This is a genomic window from Chitinophaga sp. G7 BAM 1005 (assembly GCF_057126945.1).
Map to the genome: position 1 here is coordinate 3,846,704 of NZ_CP181478.1, position 19,128 is coordinate 3,865,831.

15 protein-coding genes and 1 pseudogene are annotated in these 19,128 nt (G+C 46.1%); 9 read left to right on the forward strand and 7 right to left on the reverse strand.

Annotated features, from left to right (window positions below; genetic code table 11):
- The first annotated feature begins 138 nt into the window (after positions 1 to 138).
- The 8 genes and pseudogenes from ACMXI2_RS15140 (at position 139) to ACMXI2_RS15175 (ending at position 8,958) form a co-directional block, all read left to right on the forward strand.
- Positions 139 to 3,393 carry a SusC/RagA family TonB-linked outer membrane protein gene (locus ACMXI2_RS15140; protein WP_483776937.1) on the forward strand — a complete coding sequence of 1,085 codons (3,255 nt, stop codon included), beginning with the start codon at positions 139 to 141 and terminating at the stop codon, positions 3,391 to 3,393.
- Between the two features lie 23 nt (positions 3,394 to 3,416).
- A complete protein-coding gene (locus ACMXI2_RS15145; protein WP_483776938.1) occupies positions 3,417 to 4,970 on the forward strand; it encodes a RagB/SusD family nutrient uptake outer membrane protein in 1,554 nt (517 codons plus the stop codon).
- Between the two features lie 407 nt (positions 4,971 to 5,377).
- Entirely contained in the window at positions 5,378 to 5,554 is a 177-nt protein-coding gene (locus tag ACMXI2_RS15150) for a hypothetical protein (protein ID WP_483776939.1), read from the forward strand.
- Between the two features lie 32 nt (positions 5,555 to 5,586).
- Complete coding sequence (locus ACMXI2_RS15155) at positions 5,587 to 6,504, forward strand: DnaJ C-terminal domain-containing protein (RefSeq protein WP_483776940.1); 918 nt, start codon at positions 5,587 to 5,589, stop codon at positions 6,502 to 6,504.
- 2 nt (positions 6,505 to 6,506) lie between these two features.
- Positions 6,507 to 6,806, forward strand: coding sequence for a chaperone modulator CbpM (locus ACMXI2_RS15160; protein WP_483776941.1), 300 nt, complete (start codon positions 6,507 to 6,509; stop codon positions 6,804 to 6,806).
- Between the two features lie 83 nt (positions 6,807 to 6,889).
- Positions 6,890 to 7,042 (forward strand): annotated as a pseudogene (locus ACMXI2_RS15165) (hypothetical protein); the annotation flags it as partial.
- A 145-nt stretch (positions 7,043 to 7,187) separates the two neighbouring features.
- Positions 7,188 to 8,546, forward strand: a complete 1,359-nt coding sequence (locus ACMXI2_RS15170; RefSeq protein ID WP_483776942.1) for a glycoside hydrolase family 27 protein — start codon at positions 7,188 to 7,190, stop codon at positions 8,544 to 8,546.
- A 79-nt stretch (positions 8,547 to 8,625) separates the two neighbouring features.
- Positions 8,626 to 8,958 carry a YegP family protein gene (locus ACMXI2_RS15175; RefSeq protein ID WP_483776943.1) on the forward strand — a complete coding sequence of 111 codons (333 nt, stop codon included), beginning with the start codon at positions 8,626 to 8,628 and terminating at the stop codon, positions 8,956 to 8,958.
- Positions 8,959 to 9,211: 253 nt separating this feature from the next.
- Here the strand turns inward: ACMXI2_RS15175 and ACMXI2_RS15180 are convergent, their stop codons facing one another.
- From ACMXI2_RS15180 to ACMXI2_RS15190, 3 genes are all read right to left on the reverse strand, one after another.
- Positions 9,212 to 10,078, reverse strand: coding sequence for a hypothetical protein (locus ACMXI2_RS15180; RefSeq protein WP_483776944.1), 867 nt, complete (start codon positions 10,076 to 10,078; stop codon positions 9,212 to 9,214).
- A gap of 2 nt (positions 10,079 to 10,080) precedes the next feature.
- A complete protein-coding gene (locus ACMXI2_RS15185; protein ID WP_483776945.1) occupies positions 10,081 to 11,370 on the reverse strand; it encodes a DNA methyltransferase in 1,290 nt (429 codons plus the stop codon).
- A gap of 262 nt (positions 11,371 to 11,632) precedes the next feature.
- On the reverse strand, positions 11,633 to 13,945 hold the full coding sequence (locus ACMXI2_RS15190) for a hypothetical protein (RefSeq protein WP_483776946.1): 2,313 nt from the start codon (positions 13,943 to 13,945) through the stop codon (positions 11,633 to 11,635).
- A gap of 189 nt (positions 13,946 to 14,134) precedes the next feature.
- On the opposite strand from ACMXI2_RS15190, the gene ACMXI2_RS15195 reads away from it, so the two are divergent.
- Entirely contained in the window at positions 14,135 to 15,028 is an 894-nt protein-coding gene (locus tag ACMXI2_RS15195) for an AraC family transcriptional regulator (protein ID WP_483776947.1), read from the forward strand.
- On the opposite strand, the gene ACMXI2_RS15200 is transcribed toward ACMXI2_RS15195, so the two are convergent.
- The 4 genes from ACMXI2_RS15200 to ACMXI2_RS15215 are packed head-to-tail and all read right to left on the reverse strand — an operon-like array spanning position 15,029 to position 19,111.
- A complete protein-coding gene (locus ACMXI2_RS15200; RefSeq protein WP_483776948.1) occupies positions 15,029 to 15,463 on the reverse strand; it encodes an L-rhamnose mutarotase in 435 nt (144 codons plus the stop codon).
- Positions 15,464 to 15,469: 6 nt separating this feature from the next.
- Positions 15,470 to 17,029: a sodium:solute symporter family transporter gene (locus tag ACMXI2_RS15205; protein WP_483776949.1), complete on the reverse strand. Its 1,560-nt coding sequence runs from the start codon at positions 17,027 to 17,029 to the stop codon at positions 15,470 to 15,472.
- 16 nt (positions 17,030 to 17,045) lie between these two features.
- Positions 17,046 to 18,218, reverse strand: coding sequence for an enolase C-terminal domain-like protein (locus ACMXI2_RS15210; RefSeq protein WP_483776950.1), 1,173 nt, complete (start codon positions 18,216 to 18,218; stop codon positions 17,046 to 17,048).
- Positions 18,219 to 18,229: 11 nt separating this feature from the next.
- Positions 18,230 to 19,111: an aldo/keto reductase gene (locus ACMXI2_RS15215; protein ID WP_483776951.1), complete on the reverse strand. Its 882-nt coding sequence runs from the start codon at positions 19,109 to 19,111 to the stop codon at positions 18,230 to 18,232.
- Positions 19,112 to 19,128 lie beyond the last annotated feature (17 nt).

The following is a 19,128-nucleotide window of genomic DNA, read 5'->3' on the forward strand; positions in this document are numbered from 1 at the left end:
GCTATGCCCGGAATCTCCGTTATGGACCTCCACAGATTTTCAGATTTATTGATTTTATAAGCTCACTTCCAGGTTATGAAAATAGCATTGAAACAAACCACGTTCGCCTTACTTTATAATAGACGAAAATTATTTCTCATGATCAAATTTACCGGTGTATTGTTCCTGCTGTTTTTCCAGGCCACTGCAGCAGGATTTTCGCAGAATACGATATCCGTGTCCTTCGTCAATGCAGATATCGAGAAAGTGTTCCGCTATCTCGAGAAAAAAACGACCTACACATTTTATTACAGCAACAACGAAACAGAGAAAACACCCAAACTCAGTCTCACAATGGAAAAGGCTGATATCCGGGAAGTACTGGATGCCGTGGCACTCAAAACCGGCCTTCATTATACCATCCTCGATAACAGTATGGTGGTATTTAAAAACGCCGGCGACCGGGTTCAAACTAAAAAAATTACCGGGAAGGTGGTAGATGAAAAAGGCCTTCCGCTACCTAACATGACGGTGCAGGTAAAAGGTACTACCATCGGCACATTAACAACGCCGGAAGGGTTGTTTACGTTGCAGGTGCCGGAAAATGCCATCCTGGTAGTATCTGCCATCGGATTCCTCAAACAGGAAATACCCGTTGCCGGTCAATCTTCCTTCAACATCACCCTGAAAGAAGATGTATCGGGATTAAATGAGGTAGTAGTAGTGGGTTACGGCACACAGGAAAAACATAAACTAACCAGTGCTGTGGCTACCATCTCCGGTGCAGAGTTGAACAAACGGGTAGCTACCAACCCCGTATCCCTGCTGCAGGGCCAGTTACCAGGATTGCAGGTAACGCAGGGCTCAGGCGAACCGGGAAATGAAAATATACAGCTACGTATACGCGGCATCAGCACTTTTAGCGGGGCCGGCAACGACCCGCTCGTGGTGATAGATGGCTTACCGGGAAGCCTGAGCGTTTTAAATCCCAACGACATCGAATCCATTTCCGTGTTGAAAGATGCCGCATCAGCAGCCATTTATGGCTCCCGCGGCGCCAACGGCGTAATTGTAGTGAAAACAAAAAAAGGACGCAGCGGTTTTTCGCTCACTTATGGATATAATCTCGGTGTTTCAAAAGCTGCCAAACTGCCGCAGATTATTTCCAACTCGGCAGAATACATGCAGCTGTCGAACGAAGCCCGGACTAATTCAGGTCTCGCACCGCTTTATACCCAGCAGCAGATCGATCTGTACCAACAGGCCACCGACCGGGTTAAATACCCTAATCACAACTGGCTGGACGATATCTTCCGCACGGCTTATACCCAGAACCATTACCTGAATATGAGCGGCGGAAAAGAGAATACTACGTACAGTCTTGGTTTAGGTATCAGCACGCAGCCAGGCGTGTTAATCGGCTTCGATTATAAAAAATATACCCTGGACCTGGGCCTCAGCTCCCGGATCAACAAAAGGGTGACCATCGGCACCAATGTGCAGATGCGGTACGCCGACAGGAAGTATCCTGAAAACGGGGCAGGCGATATGTTCCTTTCTGCCCTGGCGCAGTCGCCCCTCTACCCTGCTTCCAGCGATGGAAAATGGATCAAGAAAGCCTACTCCAATGAACTGGGTAACAAAAACCCCGTGGCGATCGTTGATGAAGATATCCGGGTTAAAACAAACGACTACTACGCACAGGGCAATCTCTCCCTCGACGTGGACATTGTGGATGGATTAAGATGGGAAAACAGGGCCGGCATGAATTACGACAACTACAAATACAGTGACTTCAGACCCGTTGTACCTACCTATTATTTCAGTGACATGAGCCCTGCCGGATTGCTCGACGACGGTACACCCGGACTGACGGTGGGCAACACCGGTAACATCTATACCGTTTATTACAGCCAGTTTACCTATAAAAATAAATTCGGCGACCATAACCTCTCCGCCCTGGCAGGTTATCAGCAGGAGCAAAACAAAGCCGATACCCTCAATGCCAGCCGTACACAGTTTCCCACCAATCTGCTGAGAGAACTGAATGCAGGCCCTACAGAAGGACAGGCCAATAACGGTACGTCCGGTACATGGGCTATCCGCTCATTTTATGGTAATGCGAATTATGATTATAAAGATAAATACCTGCTCGGCGCCAGTGTAAGATACGATGGCACTTCCCGGCTGCCTTCAGATACCCGCTGGGGATTGTTCTATTCCTTTTCCGGCGCATGGCGCGCATCGGAAGAATCATTCCTGAAAAATGTTTCCTGGATAAACGACCTGAAGATACGCGCCTCCTGGGGACAACTGGGCAACCAGAACATCGGTACCTATCCTTATCAATCCACACTCGATAACAGACCCTATGCTTTTGGCTCCAATGTATCCACCGGCTTTACCGGCAGCCAGATTATAGATCCCACCCTTACCTGGGAAACCACCCGGGTGCTGGATATCGGTCTTAATCTCACCGCATTCGATAACCGGCTTACCTTTACCGGCGACTGGTTCAATAAATACACGTTTGATATCCTCCGTAGCTCCCAGGTGCCGCTGTGGCTGGGATTAGCAGCGCCTATTATCAATAACGGAGCCGTAAGAAACAAAGGATTTGAATTCAACGTGCAATACAACGATAAAATCGGTAAAAACTTTACCTGGTATATTGGCGCCAATTTCCAGCGTTACAAAAATATACTGGAAGAATTTGGCAAGCGCGAAATCAGCGGTACCACCATCCGGGAAGAAGGACACCCTTTGGATGAATACTACCTCTACCAATGGGATGGCATTTTTCAGAGCACAGATGAAATTGCCAAATCACCCAAACAACCTGTAGACGCCACTCCCGGCGACCTGAAAATTAAAGATGTGAATGGTGATGGCGTGATCGATGATAAAGACCGGACCTATACCAAAGGAAAATATCCCACTTTCCAATATGCGTTTAATCTTGGCGCATCATGGAAAAACTTTGACCTGAGCGCACAATTCTATGGCTCACAGGGACAAAAGATTTATGTAAACGGATGGGGAATAGAACCATTCCGGCAAGGCTCCGTGCCCACCACAGACTGGCGCAACCGCTGGACACCGGAAAACCCCAGCACCACCATGCCTAAAATATACGTAGCCGATGGATACGCTCCCGTTCAGAACTATGCCTCCACTTATTTCCTGAAAGATGCCTCTTTCCTCCGGCTCAGGAATGTGCAGTTGGGCTACAACCTGCCGGCGGCCACCATCACCCGGATAGGTATAAAATCGCTGCGGGTGTTCTTTACCGCTGAAAATGTATTCACCATCAGCAAATTCCCGGGGCTTGATCCCGAACGCGTAGGAGACGGCAACTATGTTACCTATCCGCAAACCAAAACATACACCTTTGGCGCTATGGTTCAGTTTTAATTTCCTCTGTTAAAAGTTCAGTTATGAAAAAGTTTCAGCAATTAATATTCACGATAACCGCAACGGCTTTTATATTGTGCAGCGGATGCAACAAAGACCTGCTGGATGTAACGCCTCCGGATAAACTATCATCGGCTTTTTTCTGGAAAACACCCGACGATGCAGACAAGGCGCTCACCGGCCTGTACAACTATCTCTACGCCGGCAGTGGTGGATACGCCACCTCACAGTTTACCGTTTTCGCCTGGGATAATTTTACGGACGACTCCTACGGTCAGTATAACTACGGTGGCGGTTTAAGCGCCCTCACTTCGGGTATCACTCCCCAGTCCGGCGATTTTGTATACTCCTATTACAGCAACTGTTATCAGGCGATAGCTGCCGCCAATTCTTTTCTTGCCAACGTAGACAAAGTGCTCAGCGGCGATCAGTTAACAAAATATAAAGCAGAAGCGTATTTCCTGCGGGCATTTCACTATTTCTGGCTGGCGCAGCTCTATGGCAATACCATCATCTTTACGGATGATCCTTTCCAGGAAGACTATAAATCCACCCGGGCTAAATCCGACAGGGCCGAAGTATTAAAACTGGTACTGGCCGACCTGGATCTCGCTATCGCCTCCCTGCCCGATGCAGGTTATACAAATGGCCATGCCGTAAAGGCCACTGCCCAGGGATATAAAGTAAGAGTACTCCTGTTTCAGAAACGCTACGCTGAAGCTGCCGCGCTGGCAAAGGAAATCATGACGGCTAACAAATTCAGTCTCTTTGCAAATTACGCCGCCAACTTTTATAAGCCCGATCAGAATAACAGCAAGGAAATCATGTTCTCTGTGAAATACCAGCGCCCCAATATCCTGCACCAGGATGTGGCTATTTCTGTAAACCTCCAGCGCTGGAAAGGAGAACAGGGAACGCAGGACCTGATCAATGAATATGAAGCCGCAGATGGCAAGGATACCGCTTCCTCAGCTGTATATGTAAAAGGGAAACCGTTTGAAAACCGCGATCCCCGCATGCGCCTGACCTTCTTCTTCCCAGGCGATACCAAAGCGCAGGGATGGCCCTTTACCGGCGCCCTCGCAATAGCCACACCCGGAAAAGATAGCTGGACCACCGGCTACTATGCCGTAAAAAAATGGCTGGATCCAGGCCTTACCGATCCCGACTACGGCACTATCGATGATAACGACTTTGTGCTGCTCCGCTATGCAGATATCCTGCTCATGTATGCAGAAGCGCAGAATGAAGCAACCGGTCCCGATGCCTCGGTATATGCCGCCATCAAACTTGTCAGAAACCGGAGCAATATGCCCGATCTGCCTGCCGGGCTATCCCAGGCCGAAATGCGCACCAGGATCCGGCATGAGAGAAGAGTTGAATTTGCACTGGAAGGCATCCGCTATTTTGACCTGAGACGCTGGGGTATTGCCGTTCAAAAACTGGATGGTTTTGTACCCAATCCACTGCAACCTACTGTCAAAACTAAATACAAAGCCAACTATGAATTCTGGCCCATCCCACAAACGGAGATAGACCGGAACGCGCCGGTGCTGATCCAAAACGATGGATATTAAGCCCACACACAATATCAAAAGCCCTGGAGTAATTCCAGGGCTTTTTTGTTCTATGATATTTTGAACCAAAAAAAGCAGAGGCTGGTTATACACAGAATAGCTGAAAATGCATTAAATTCCGTTGCAGTATAAACACCAATCTGGTGATGATTTGTTGTTACTTAGTATAATTTCTTACAATCCAATAGCATTTTTAATATGAGCAGAGCAATACGCCATGAATCGCAGGATGTCACCGACTACCCCAACAATAACACCATCTTCACCGTCTGGAAGTTTAGGGAGAATGTGAAAATAAAACCTGCTTTTGAGCAGCTTTGCGGCCTGGTACCTAATCTTAATCATACCTTTATTATACGGGCGCCCGGTGGCCGCGCTACCTGCGTAATGGGGGTCGGATACGAAGCATGGGAGAAGTTATCCCGTTCAGTACTACCTTTAAAATGCTGGAACGAATGTTTATCGGCGTGCCGGCAGGCAATTACGACAGGATACTTGATTTCAGTACGGCCCATACCGGCAGCCTCTTCTTTGCCCCGTCAATGGACATGCTGAAGCAGTATACTTCAGATGACACAGCGTGATTTTATCTATCAATAAGTAATATTTAAACGGAATGGATTATATCGATTATTATAAGATTCTGGGCGTCCCTAAAGATGCTTCTGCGGGAGACATAAAAAAGGCATACCGGAAACTCGCGCGTAAACATCACCCGGATTTAAACCCGAATGATCCGCAGGCCGGGAAAACTTTTCAGCAGATCAACGAAGCGAATGAAGTATTAAGTGATCCTGAAAACAGGAAAAAGTATGATCAGTACGGCGCCGACTGGAAGCATGCCGATCAGTTTGAAGAAGCGCGCCGGCAGCAGCAAGCCTCGGGAGGCGCCAGGGGCAACCCTTTTGGAGCCGGTGGTGGCGGCTACCAGTCGTTCAATGAAGAAGACGGCGATTTTTCCGACTTCTTCACCTCCATGTTCGGCAACCGCGGAGCAGGCAGCCGGCAGGCCCGCTTTAAAGGACAGGATTACCGTGCATCCATGCAGGTGAATTTGTCGGATGCCTACAAAACCCACAAGCAAACATTTACGGTCAACGGAAAAAATATACGGATCACCATTCCTGCGGGGATCGAAGACGGCCAGGAGATAAAGATTGCAGGCTTCGGCGCGCCAGGTACAAACGGAGGCCCCAACGGCGATCTCTATATTACTTTTGTGATCCATAACGATACGGCCTTTGTGCGCAAGGGGAACGACCTCTACACCGATATCCCCCTGGATCTTTACAAAGCCCTCCTGGGCGGAGAGGAAACGATAGATACGCTCGACGGAAAAGTAAAACTAAAGGTGGCGCCGGAAACACAAAGCGGCACCCGCGTGCGTTTAAAAGGGAAAGGATTCCCGGTGTATAAACAGGAAGGAACATTCGGAGATCTCTACATCACTTACCAGGTACAAATTCCAAAGAACCTGACAGAAAGGGAAAAAGAATTATTTAAAGAACTTGCTGAAGAGCGCCAAAAAAGGTAGTTATGGATACTTCAAGAAATATATCTGTAAAGCAATGCTGCACTTATTATAGGATTGAAACAACGTTTGTTCAATCGTTGAACGACTATGGCCTGATTAGGCTGACGCAAACAGAAGAGGAATATTTTATTGACTACGACCAACTGCCCGATCTTGAGAAATATGTGCACCTGCACTACGACATGGACATCAACCTGGAAGGCATAGAAGCGATCACCCATTTATTAAACCGCGTCCATGATCTTCAGCATGAAGTAAAACAACTCCGGCGTGAATTGGGACATGGGCCAATAAAACAATAAGATCAGGATTTTCCGGTAAATTTTTATACTCCTTGTATCTTTTCACAAGAAAATCACTGTCCAGCTAACAAAACAAACAGAAACATATTGACACCATTATGCCGGCTGCTATGGACAATCACCTTAACCAGTTGCAGCAGGTAATTGGCGGATGCGAAAGGATTTCCAATATGCCTTTATTACATCGTACGGCTTACCTTCATTGCTTCTGGTTACCTTTGGGTTTGGTGGCCTAATTTAGGCTGGATAATGCCTATTATCGTGTTGCTGATCAGTTTAAAATAAAGTGTTAAATTGACAATTATTATTCAATAATTTATTATTTTCAACCTTCAATAGTCAAATTCCACTTTATTCATAACAACATAGAGATTTATCACCATGATGCGATTAACTGCGCTGATCATCCTCACCACGATATTATCCGGACAGCATGTACAAGGCCAGGACTTTCATAAATGGGCGCCCGTGCCACCAATGGGCTGGAACAGCTGGGATTGTTATGGCCCCACGGTAACGGAGGCGGAAGTAAAGGCCAATACCGACTACATGGCTAAATACTTAAAGCCTTTCGGTTGGGAGTATATAGTGGTGGACATCAGGTGGTATGTGAGCAACGATAAATCACATGGCTATAATGAAACAGATCCTGAATATAACATCGATCAATATGGGAGATTTGTTCCGGCAGTAAATCGTTTTCCGTCTGCCCAAAACGGCCAGGGCTTTAAGCCATTGGCCGATTATATCCACAGCAAAGGATTAAAGTTTGGTATTCATATTATGAGGGGCATACCCGTTAAGGCAGTAGTGGAAAATATGCCGGTGAAAGGTACTGCTGTAAAAGCAGCTGACATCCATTCAAAGGAAGGTCAGTGCCTTTGGCTGCATGATATGTACACCATCGTCCCGGAAAAGGAAGGCGCCCAGGCATATTATAATTCTCTTTTTGAAATGTATGCCGGTTGGGGCCTCGATTTTGTAAAAGTAGATGACCTTTCCTCTCCTATCTATTTTGCAGGCGAAATAGAAATGATCAGGAAAGCAATAGACCGCACCGGGCGAAAAATAGTTTTAAGCACCTCTCCCGGCGAAACGCCCATTGACCACGCAGCCCATGTTCAGCAATATGCTAATATGTGGCGGACTGTAGGCGACTTCTGGGATAACTGGAAACAGTTAAAAGAACACTTCCAGGTGTTTGAACGCTGGAATAAATGGAGAGCGCCCGGCGCCTATCCTGATGGAGATATGCTGCCACTCGGCCGTATCGGGATACGTGCGGAAAGAGGACATCCCCGTATGAGCGGGTTCACGAAAGACGAGCAATACACCCTGATGACATTATGGTCCATTTTTAAGTCGCCCCTGATGTTTGGAGGCAACCTGCCCGACAACGATCCTTTTACGCTTTCCTTACTCACTAATAAAAACGTACTGAAAGTATTAAACTCCAGCACCGGCAACCGTCCGCTTTTTGCGGAAGATGATAAAGCGGCCTGGATGGCAGAAGATCCCGCTACCGGCGCCAAATACCTGGCCGTATTTAACACGGCGGATCAGCCCTCAACGCCAACCATGACTATTCCTATTGACCTCAGCACTTTAGGAATTACCGGTTCCTGTAAAATTACGGACCTCTGGTCTGGAAAATCCGCTGGCAGCTTTTCCGGTACTTTTTCACCAGTTATTGCCAGTCACGGTGCAGGGTTATATAAAATTGAAGAAAAGCGTAAATAACGTTAGCAGTTTCTTAAAATGCGGGATCGTTCATTTTGGAATTTATTAAGTACCTTCCACTACATTAAAATAATCTCCTATGAGCAAATTTGTTGTCTCAAAAAGCAGCAACGGTGAATTCCGCTTTAAATTAAAAGCAGGTAATGGCGAAGTAATACTTGCCAGCGAAGGTTATGCCGCCAGATCAGGCTGCGACAACGGCATTGAGTCCGTGAGAACCAATTCCCAGATCGATGAAAGGTTCGACAAAAAAACTTCCACTAATGGGAAACATTACTTTAATCTCAAGGCCGCAAACGGACAAATCATTGGTACCAGTGAAATGTACGAAAGTACTTCCGGCCGCGACGGTGGCATTACTTCTGTTAAGAACAATGCCCCAACCGCAACGGTGGAAGAACCGGTGGCTTAATAGTATTTACATTTAATAAGAGAGGGCTGGCCGGTGTGTGATCTGGCCAGCCTTTTTAAGCACAGCAGCTCCCCCTTTATCCTTGTCCCCATACTCATCAAGATGGCGGAACCATATTGAATTGCAGACAGTCTATAGACAAGCATAGCAAAAAACTGATTGCATCGAATATCGAGCTGTTCTTAAATTACCGTACCCGTATAGGTTATTGAATCAGGTGAGGATTATTTACATGCCAACTTAACACATATTATTAGTATCTCCCCTTAGCATGACGCTCCAGAAAATCAATCGCTTCCCTCTTGCTCATACAAGTTGCATTAATTACTGTACCGGTATTATACTTTATCACTATTTCATATTTCACAAATGGCAATGCTGACGCTTGTTCCACATAGTGATTAAGGAACTTTACTGCCTCTTCTGTGTTCTCCAGAGAGGAGCCGCTACCATGTAAAGGCCAAACAATTACACTTTCAACTTTACGCGTAACAGATAGTTCCAATGCCTGCAAAAAAGCATCAACCCCAGCCTCATTTGCAGCTAATAGCTCCTGAGCAATATCTTTTCTATAAGGTGTATTTTGCATCGCTGCTATCTTTTCCCTAAATTCATCTTCTGATGTTTTTTCATTTGAACGAACATCAAGACCAAATTTAGCAAAAGCATTTACCACGCTTTCATATGTAAAATAGAGAACCGTAAAACCCTGAGAAGTTAATTGGGTCAATGAGCCACTTGTAAACATTCCGGCTAATAAAACGCCAATAAAAGGAGATGCACTGCTATATCTTTCAATAAGAGGGAGTATGGCTCCCTGTATTTCCTGTGCTTTATTTCTCGAATGTTTAGTATATCTACGCCAGGCCGTTTCTATAAAAGCAACAGGAGTGCCTAACTCTGTATCGGAGCCACCACGTTCTAAAACAAAATCCAAATCATGTTTGTTATTCTTTACATCGATCCAGGTTAACTTAACTCCGGATCTGGTCTTCCGCTCGCCTTTTATATCTAAGAACAACCCATGTTTAGTCGCAAAATCTCTTAAATGGGGTTCAATTGCAATTTCCAGGAAATCGCCGATTAGTTGTCCGAATTTGTGTGCAAGTGATTCTGCCATAATTATCCATTTATCCAAAGCCGCCCTTCGTGTAAGGGAACTGTGTGCTTTCTGTTTTTCCATTTTATGTTACGGTCTCTGAGTTTTTCGAAAGAATAGTCAGTAAACCCGGCAGCAATGGCAATTTTACCCAGCCATTTATCAACAGGCACGTATACCCCGTAAGGTGCTGAATCACCGATAACCCAACACATCTTTACTCCAGGTTTCGTTACTCTCCGTAAAGAATGAAGCACATCAGCCAGATCATTAAAATAAGCCACTATCATAAAGTGATAGTTCTTCTTTCCCCCCTTTGTAAGTCTGACTGCGCCTAATTCATTATATATTTCCCGCAATTCGTCTTTGATAGGAGCCAGCCGGGGATTAGCCATGATTTCCTCTATCTTATCACCCATGCCGGCCACATGTTGAGTACACGCCCTTACTAAATTTTTACGAACAGTATCCTGTAAGTCCCCCCATCCCTCAATATCTCCCCAGAATGTCATTTCTAAACGTGTGGCATCTGCGTAATCATAATTATTGGCGTAGGGAGGTGAGGTAATAACCAAATCGCCCCATCCATCTGGAATTGACCGGATATTTCGGGCGTCTTCATGGTAAACGTTAGCTTTAACCGGCTGCAGATTTTTTTCCTGAATAAACACCATATCTCTGTGTATTTCTAATACCTTCAATTCAAAAGCCTGATAGGCATCAGACACCCTGGCTTTTTTCTTATTAGGTAAAACATACTGCCATTGAGCGGTTCCTACTCCCGAGCTGGTTCTTAATATCGAAGTAATAATAAACCATATAAGCTTTTTAATAGTTTCCTCTCCTTTATAACTTAACCAAACTTGCCTGAGACTTTCAAGTTTCTGAAGTGTTTCTTCAGTATAACATTCCACAATAAGCTTAGGGTACTTCCGGGGCTTTACCTTTTTTCTCTTTGCTTGCTCCAGAAAATCAAGGCAGGCTACTTTAAAAAGATCCGGAGAATAATCCCATAATAGTTTAGCGGAGGCAATCTTATGAATATACTGATGCGCTTCTATCCCGATCGAATTAACTTCCTCAAACTCGGCTTCTAAAAGAACTGTTCCGGATCCGGCAAAAGGGTCAATTATATTCAAACGGCCATTGCCTTTTTCAGTTTTTATCAACTCCTTCACCCAGGCTGCTGAAAACCCGGCGGTATATCGAAACCAACGATGAATCGGCAAAGACATATTGTCTGCAAAAGTAGCCGTGTAATCTTGCTTTTTCTTATTTTCAACCCCTAAGCTCTCCGTTTCAAGAAGTAACATCCCAAATTCATTTATAAAATTAAAATAACATGCATTACCGGCTACTTAAATCTATCATAGACGCAATGCATTCATTGCTAAAACCTAGCAGCTATTCGATTCCTACCAACAAATTTAAGAGGATCAATTTACATTTACTAAAATATTTAGCATAGAAGCGTAAAAGATAGGCATAATATCAACAGATATCCAATATTTTTTCCTTTAGGAATTAACATAACCCCTAATCACCCAACGCCATCTTCTCATCCCTTCACCAAATTCACCATTTCACCTCCCTCCCCGAAATATGCACCCTGGTTTTGCCCCCTGCCTTCACCGGTACTTTCGGCCAATGGAGAAAAGCGGTATAACCCAAAGGATGCTTCGCTTCCGCACTGGTTTCCGACATAACGGCCACGCTGGCATCATAGGCCGTTGGATTGTGTAACGCTATCACCATTCCCTTATTATCGTTCTTAATGATTGTTGCCTCCACGTGGTCAAAAACATAGCATTTTGATTTGTCGCTGATCACATAAATACCTGGCAGTTCAAGTGCCATCAGCATGCCGTTGGTTTCTGTCCAGGAGTTACGGGTATATATAAAATTTCCGATGCTCTCCTTCCCTTCTGCATCGCTTGGCTGAATACGCTCCATAGAAGAGCCTACGAGGTAATTGCTGGTAATATGCCCTGGCATGTTAACCGCCTCTGTGTGTGCATGCTGGATATCCCTGATTAAATCCGCATACAATGATTTTCCGGTGGCTCTGAATAACTTGAAAAGATAGTCGCCGGACGAAGTGCAGATACCCGGCGCTGCATGTTTGTTTTGTATGCTGGCCCAAACGGCTCCCGTCATATTGCATTGTAATTTCCCGATGGTGCTCGACGGGGGAAAAACTGGTGCGTAAGACAAGGTCCAGGTACCGCAAAGAGCGGCCTGTACTTCGGCCATCGACAACCACCTGCGATCACCCGTATAACTATATAGTGCCATTAAAGACTCCAGGAATCCAAAAGCCGATTCTGAATTGGCATCCTGCGAAATATCCCCGCAATCGCCGCCGGTAAGCCCCTGCCCGGCTACATCGCGCCGGTAATAATAATCAGCGGCAGCTGCTGCTGTTTTCAACCAACCGGCCCTGTTAAAATAGTGCGCTGCCAGGGCCAGGCCCGCCGGGACAATGGCGCCTGCAGTAGAGTTAAATACCGCAATCTCACCCGTTTCTGGTGCTATATACTGACCAAACTGACCATTCTTCTCCCAGGTTTTTGCAAAAGCAGTAGCCAGTTTTATGGCTGCATCTTCCCAATCTTTGTTAATCATACCGGCATGCCCGCTTGCCCTGAACAACAACAGATGTTTCATCAACCAAAACAAGGCGTCTCCGTTCTTCCTCACCATTGCCTGTACTTCCGGGAAATCGCGCGACATCTTCTCCCCGATAATTTCGCCGGTTGACTTTATACCTCCATAAAAGTAGCCGCTTTTGCCCTGCAATCTGCGCACTACAAAATCAAGTTCCTCACCTACCCTTTTGCGTTCCTTCTCATCGTTCAGTGACAACATCGGGTAGGTGTTAATCATACCGCTTACCCACCCCAGCTGGAAATCGTTGTTGTTTTCCGGTTTATAATAATTGCCCATCTGCTGTTGTGTAAAATTGCTGCTGCATATGCCCGTTCCCAGTTCCAGCAACTTGCTCATAGGTACCAGGTTCCGGGGAGCAGAAGGGGCGGAAATATCTTTCCGTACTTTAAAAAATTTCGTGAGCAAAGCCGGGATATCCGCTGCCTTAAACACATATAGCCGGAAGCGTAGTGATACTTCATCGCCGGCCTTCCAATCCGGCGCCTGGTCGCCGCTCAGATGAAAGTCGCCGAAGCCGGCAGCCAGTTTACGGATAGCGGGTGCTGAGATGTCAAAAGAAAAATGATCTTTATGGGCATTCTCCGTGATGGTAACTCCATTGTTTCCCCATTCTGTTTGTTGCGCTGTTAACAGGATAAAGCCCGTTTGCGCTGCCGGAGAAAAAAAACAAACAGCGGGAGTAGCCATATTACCTGTTTGTAGTGCTACCAGGGAAGCCTTATCCTGTTCTATCGACAAACGGGGGTTATTTGAAATCGTTAGCGGAACCTGCGGATTATAATACATATCACGCGGATAGCCGGGATTATAACCGTTTCCTATGGAGCGATAGCGGTTTCCGTTATAAAGCGATGCCGGCACCAGCACATAGTTGGCAGCGCTCCAGTTGCTGAAGTCAAACTTCACTGCCACGGTGGTGGAAGTTGCCTGTCCTGCTGTCAGCCTGAAAGTGGCCTCTATATCTATCGCATTGCTGCATTCCTTCACCGCGTCCGCTTTCAGTGCCAGTTTCCAGGAACCCGGCAGCCCGCCGGCGCGAAAAACATTTTCTGCTACCAGGTTGGCGCCATTATATTGTCTTTGCAAAAAAGTAACGGAGCCGCTTACCTGCTGCAGCATCCTGTTCATCTGCGGATCAGGGAGCTGGGAGAAAGACTTATTTGATGTGGCGACAGCTACCAGTAACAATAAGAAATACTTCGTTTTAATGCGATACATACCTGCTGTTTAATACGGCTGCAATAAACCCGAAAGGGACATCTGCCGCAGCGTATAAAGTTCTGATTCGCTTTATAGGAACGCAACCCTTAATTTGACCATTATGGATACTATTTTTGCCACATTAAACTTCTGCCTTATTTTATTATCTTTGAATCGCCTGTAACACACAACCAGACCTACAATCCGATGCAATACATATACGAGAATTTTACATTTCCGCCGGACCAGTCATTTACGGTAAGATCAGAGATTCTTGAAATAAAAAAGTATACTGCCTTAAAATCGCACGTCAATTTTGAGATCGCCTTGCTGGAAAACTGTAGTGGTAAAAGATTTATCGGCGATCACATCGAGGATTTCGACGGGCCGGAGCTGGTGTTGCTGGGCAGTTACCTGCCGCATTGCTGGCAGTATTACAAGGCCACAGATCCGCTTATCCCTACCCAGGCGGTGGTCATTCATTTCTTTCCCGATTTCCTCGGAAAGGAACTGCTGGAAAAACCGGAAGCCAAACAATTGAACCTGCTTTTCGCCAAAGCGGCAAAAGGGGTGCTATTTACAGACAACACACTCCATGACGCCAAAATGATCATGCACCAGATGCTCTATGTATCGGGGCTGAGCAGGGTGGCGCTGATGATCCGGCTGCTGGATGTACTCGCACAATCAGCATCTTCAACCGTCTTATCATCTCCCTATTATAATACCGTTGAAAGCTCCGGAGAAGCAAAAAAACTCAACAAAGTATTTGATTACATCTTTCAAAATTTCAGAGACGACATCCTGCTACAGGACGTGGCAGACCTTATTCCCATGTCGTCTGCAGCCTTCTGCCGCTTTTTCAAACGCAGTACCAACCGTACATTGATCGACTTTGTGAAAGAAGTACGCATCGGGCATTCCGCTAAACTTTTACTGGAAGGACATCACAACGTAGCAGAAGCCTGTTATAACAGTGGCTATAATAATATCTCGAATTTTAATAAACACTTCAAGGAAATAAAAGGATTGTCTCCCAGGGATTTCATCCGGCAATACGAAGACAAAGGAAAAAAGAGCGTCAGCACCCAAAGCCTGTAATCACTCTTTTATAAAACGGTAAAAAGGTGTTGCCTCCACCCATTTTTCATGCTCTCCCGCACCGGGAACACCGGTTTGATAACCATCCATTAACCGGTTCCACTCTGCGCAACGCTTATCATAGGATTCAGCTGTTTTTCCCATTTGCCCCAGATCCGCCCCGGCTGGTACTGTGATGGTCATTACCAGGAGGTATTCATACCGGTAAAGCGTTATTTTCCGGTAACCCGCTTTTTTGAAGCCAGCTTCCACTTCCGGCCATATATGCTGATGATAATCGAGATACGCTTTCAGCTTGTGCGGATCATGTACAATATTCACCACAAAAACATGCTCCTGCAGCGCTGCTTCTTTTTTGGACGCATTACATGCAGTAAATATAATAACAGCAACCAGCAGTAATATCCTGCGCATAGCGGACAATATTTTATTCATGATTCGTTAATTTAATACTATATAGATCGCTGTCATTATTAAGGCCAGCGTTCCCCAGCCTGCCCATAACCACTTATCCATACCCGATCCGGCCTTGTCGGGAAAAGTAAATGGTACCCGGTCCTTTTCGGGCGCCTTAAAAATCAGGGTTATCAGCACCATTAAAATTACCAGGGAAATAAAAATATAGATAGAAAGAAATAAAAAGTGTGGCCAGAATCCTTTATACGGATAGTTCAATACATAACAAACACCCATCACCAGGCAAAGAAATCCGCCGCCAAACAACACCGTTTCTGCCGCTACCCGGTGCGTGCGTTTCCAGAATATGCCGCCTAAAAACACCACCGATAATGGTGGCGCCAGGATAGACACGAGCCCCTGCGTTAATTCAAACAAGCTTTTATCTGAGTAAGAAAACAATACCGCGATACCTCCTCCCAGAAAAGCGCCTACAGCAGTCATCCATCTCCCAACCTTTGTTTTATCCTTTGTTTCTAAAGATACAAACTGCGTAACCACATCCAATGTAAAAACAGTGCTGAAGGAGTTCAGACCCGAAGATACGGTATCGATCAGCGAAGCGACAAGCGCCGCTATACAGAGCCCGCGAAGCCCATCGGGCATCAGGTTTTTGACGAGCGTAATGTAAGACTTATCAGGCGTGGTACTATCTCTGTATAACAGAAAACAGATAATACCAGGCAACACAAAAATAAAAGGCGTGATCACTTTAAGCGCCGCCAGGAAAAGAATGCCCCGCTGTCCCTCTTTGACAGTTTTTGCCGCCAATACCTTTTGTACAATCGTTTGATCTGCGCACCAGTAATAAACAGCTACCACGGGATAACCCGCCACAATAGCAAGCCATGAGTATTCAGGGTCTGACCTGGCGTGAAACAACTTCCAATAGTCGGGAGGAACTCCTTTGGCCGCATCTGCCACATGACCCATTTTTCCAATAGCCAGTACCGTTAGTATCAGGGAAGAAATAATAATGATCAGCGACTGGAAAACACCGGTTCTCACTACTGCCTTTATGCCACCGATAGCGGTATAGCTGGTGGAAATGAGGGTGATCAGCACCACCGCTTCCAGTAGCGAACATTGGAAGATCTCAGAAATAACCAGTCCGCCTGCATACAATGCACTGCCAAGCCACACAAATAATATTGACATCAGGCTGTAAACTACCAGGAAATTATAAGACCTGCGGCCATAACGCAAAAGCAAAAACTGCGGAATAGTGCTGATCCCTGCTGAAATATAACGTGGAATAAAAAATACAGACAACAACATCAGGAATATCCACGCCAGCCACTCGAAATTACCTCCTACCACCCCCTGCGAAAAACCCAGGCTGGATAGGCCTATCAGCATCATCGGGCCCACGTTGGCACTGAACATGGAAAAGCCGATCTGCCACCATTTCAAAGAACGCCTGCCCAGAAAAATATCTCCTCCCGATTGTATCCCGGAAGATTTAAGATAGAAACCAAAAGTGAATAGCGCAATTACATATACAACGAGGACCAGATAATCAATGCCAGCTAATGTTATCTTCACGGAAAAAGCTTAAGAATCACAAAGATACAACCGGCTTGTATTCCCGGACGTTCTTTTTATTCCATACCCGCGTTTTGACCAGTTGGCCGGTATCTTCACAGTGATTCCAATTTATCCTGACAGGAAAACCGGGCAACTCCGGCAGCAAAAATTTCCCGTTGCCCCATGCCGGTTTTACATTGAAATAGCTTTCCAGTCCCGACATAATTGAATACAAGTACTCCACCTCGCATTGTTCAGACGCAGTAGTCATCAGGGAAGCCGTGAACAATGAATATCCACCGGATGAAAAATCTACCTGGTTTTTTGCTGCCAGGTCCCTCACAGACATCCATTCTTTCACACCGGCTAAATGACCGGGCACCGGCTGCAAATGGGCTACGCCTATGTTTACCAACGTGGGAAATACCCTCGCAGTACGTTCTGATTCTCCGAAAGCAATTTTCAACGGTGTTTGTCGGCACAGTGCTTCGATCTGATCAAAAGATGCCGAATGAGTAGGTTCCTCTAACCAGGCCAGGTTTTCCCCGGCTGTTTGATCAATAAACCGGAGCGCCTGTTCACAACTCCATATCTGGTTGGCATCCACGGCAAGCCTGGTATTTTTTCCCAGGAGACTACGTACAAACTTTACACGCTTTACATCTTCTTTCATGTTCATCCCAAAATCCTTCCCCACCTTCATCTTATAACAATCTACACCTGCTGCGGTAAAATAGGCTACCTCTTTTTCCAGTTCCTCATAACTATAATTTGTTCCGCCTCCGCTGCCGTATACTTTTACCTCGTTCCGGTCGGCACCCAGATATTTATGCAACGGAACGCCGAGCCGGCGGGTAGCCAGGTCGTGCAATGCCATATCCACCTGTCCCAACAGCGCAGATGCAGGGCCCCGGAAGCCCTCGTTGCGGATAGACCAGTATAACCTGGAATATAACTGGCTATAGGAAAGATTATGGGAATACAGCAAATGAGGCAACAGGCATGCTTCCAGGATATTGGTATAACTACTGTACACCGGTGCTTCACCAATATTGTTATTTTCATCTTCAATGGTGATCATGGACATCCCAAAAGCAGGGAATGGTCCCATAGTGGCGTCCTGGAACGGCGTAACCACCTGCACCGGGGCTAATTCCCTTATTTGTATACTTCGAATATTAAAGATCTCGTTGTCGATATTACACATCTTAAGTTCTTTTACCCGTTACTGCAATTCAGAATTTCTGTCAGGATAATTTCCGGTAATTTACCTTGATTAAAATTTTCAATACTGGCCGTCAGTTCCGATGTATTGGATGGCCCCAGTACAATATTAAAATCATAGGGTAAAGACAGGAGGAACCGATGCGCCATAGCCGGTAAGGTGAGCTGGTGTTTTACCGCTATCTGCTCCAGGCGTACAGCCATTTCCAGCGCCTCCGTGGGTAGCCATTCCGGGCGCATCTGTTTAAACGATCTGATGCATCTTCCAAGCAGCCCCATATTTAAAGGGCTCGCCGCATAATATTGTATATTACGGGATAAGCAATAAGGCAACGAATCCTGCAATGCTGTTACATTTGAGGCATTAAGACGGTTAAACTCCATCACTACATCAAAAACGCCGGCATCCAGGTATGCTTTCAGCCAGGAAGGCCAGTTCCCTCCCACGCCTAACTGTTTCGCCAGGCCCTGTTCCCTGAACTTTATTAACCTGTCAATGATCCGCTCCGCCTCCGTTTCCGTGATCGCATGGGGATCGTGTAAAAACAGGATGTCGAGAGAAGAAATGCCAATGGTGCGGAGACTGTTCCCGAGGCTTTCCTCCATCGCCCTGTCGGTAAAATCGTAATAAGCTTCGTCGGCAGCGTAAGATTTCAGTCGCCCTGCTTTGGAACTGATAACGGGCCTGTTTCCACGCCATTGCTGCAACGCCTGTCCCAGGTAGCGTTCAGCATCTCCATAAGCCGGCGCAGTATCTATCGCAGTTATACCCGATTCCAGTGCAGATAAAATTGTCAATACAGATTGATGCGGATCAACCTTTCCCCAAACACCGCCTAACCCGGCGGTACCAAGTACCAAACGTTCGCTGGTCATAAACAAATGTGTAGTAG

Excerpts from the sequence above, each read along its gene's own strand:
- ACMXI2_RS15140 (WP_483776937.1), top strand. The coding sequence starts at position 139 with ATGATCAAATTTACCGGTGTATTGTTCCTGCTGTTTTTCCAGGCCACT.
- ACMXI2_RS15145 (WP_483776938.1), top strand. The coding sequence starts at position 3,417 with ATGAAAAAGTTTCAGCAATTAATATTCACGATAACCGCAACGGCTTTT.
- ACMXI2_RS15150 (WP_483776939.1), top strand. The coding sequence starts at position 5,378 with ATGGGAGAAGTTATCCCGTTCAGTACTACCTTTAAAATGCTGGAACGA.
- ACMXI2_RS15155 (WP_483776940.1), top strand. The coding sequence starts at position 5,587 with ATGGATTATATCGATTATTATAAGATTCTGGGCGTCCCTAAAGATGCT.
- ACMXI2_RS15160 (WP_483776941.1), top strand. The coding sequence starts at position 6,507 with ATGGATACTTCAAGAAATATATCTGTAAAGCAATGCTGCACTTATTAT.
- ACMXI2_RS15170 (WP_483776942.1), top strand. The coding sequence starts at position 7,188 with ATGATGCGATTAACTGCGCTGATCATCCTCACCACGATATTATCCGGA.
- ACMXI2_RS15175 (WP_483776943.1), top strand. The coding sequence starts at position 8,626 with ATGAGCAAATTTGTTGTCTCAAAAAGCAGCAACGGTGAATTCCGCTTT.
- ACMXI2_RS15180 (WP_483776944.1), bottom strand. The coding sequence starts at position 10,078 with ATGGCAGAATCACTTGCACACAAATTCGGACAACTAATCGGCGATTTC.
- ACMXI2_RS15185 (WP_483776945.1), bottom strand. The coding sequence starts at position 11,370 with ATGTTACTTCTTGAAACGGAGAGCTTAGGGGTTGAAAATAAGAAAAAG.
- ACMXI2_RS15190 (WP_483776946.1), bottom strand. The coding sequence starts at position 13,945 with ATGTATCGCATTAAAACGAAGTATTTCTTATTGTTACTGGTAGCTGTC.
- ACMXI2_RS15195 (WP_483776947.1), top strand. The coding sequence starts at position 14,135 with ATGCAATACATATACGAGAATTTTACATTTCCGCCGGACCAGTCATTT.
- ACMXI2_RS15200 (WP_483776948.1), bottom strand. The coding sequence starts at position 15,463 with ATGAATAAAATATTGTCCGCTATGCGCAGGATATTACTGCTGGTTGCT.
- ACMXI2_RS15210 (WP_483776950.1), bottom strand. The coding sequence starts at position 18,218 with ATGTGTAATATCGACAACGAGATCTTTAATATTCGAAGTATACAAATA.
- ACMXI2_RS15215 (WP_483776951.1), bottom strand. The coding sequence starts at position 19,111 with ATGACCAGCGAACGTTTGGTACTTGGTACCGCCGGGTTAGGCGGTGTT.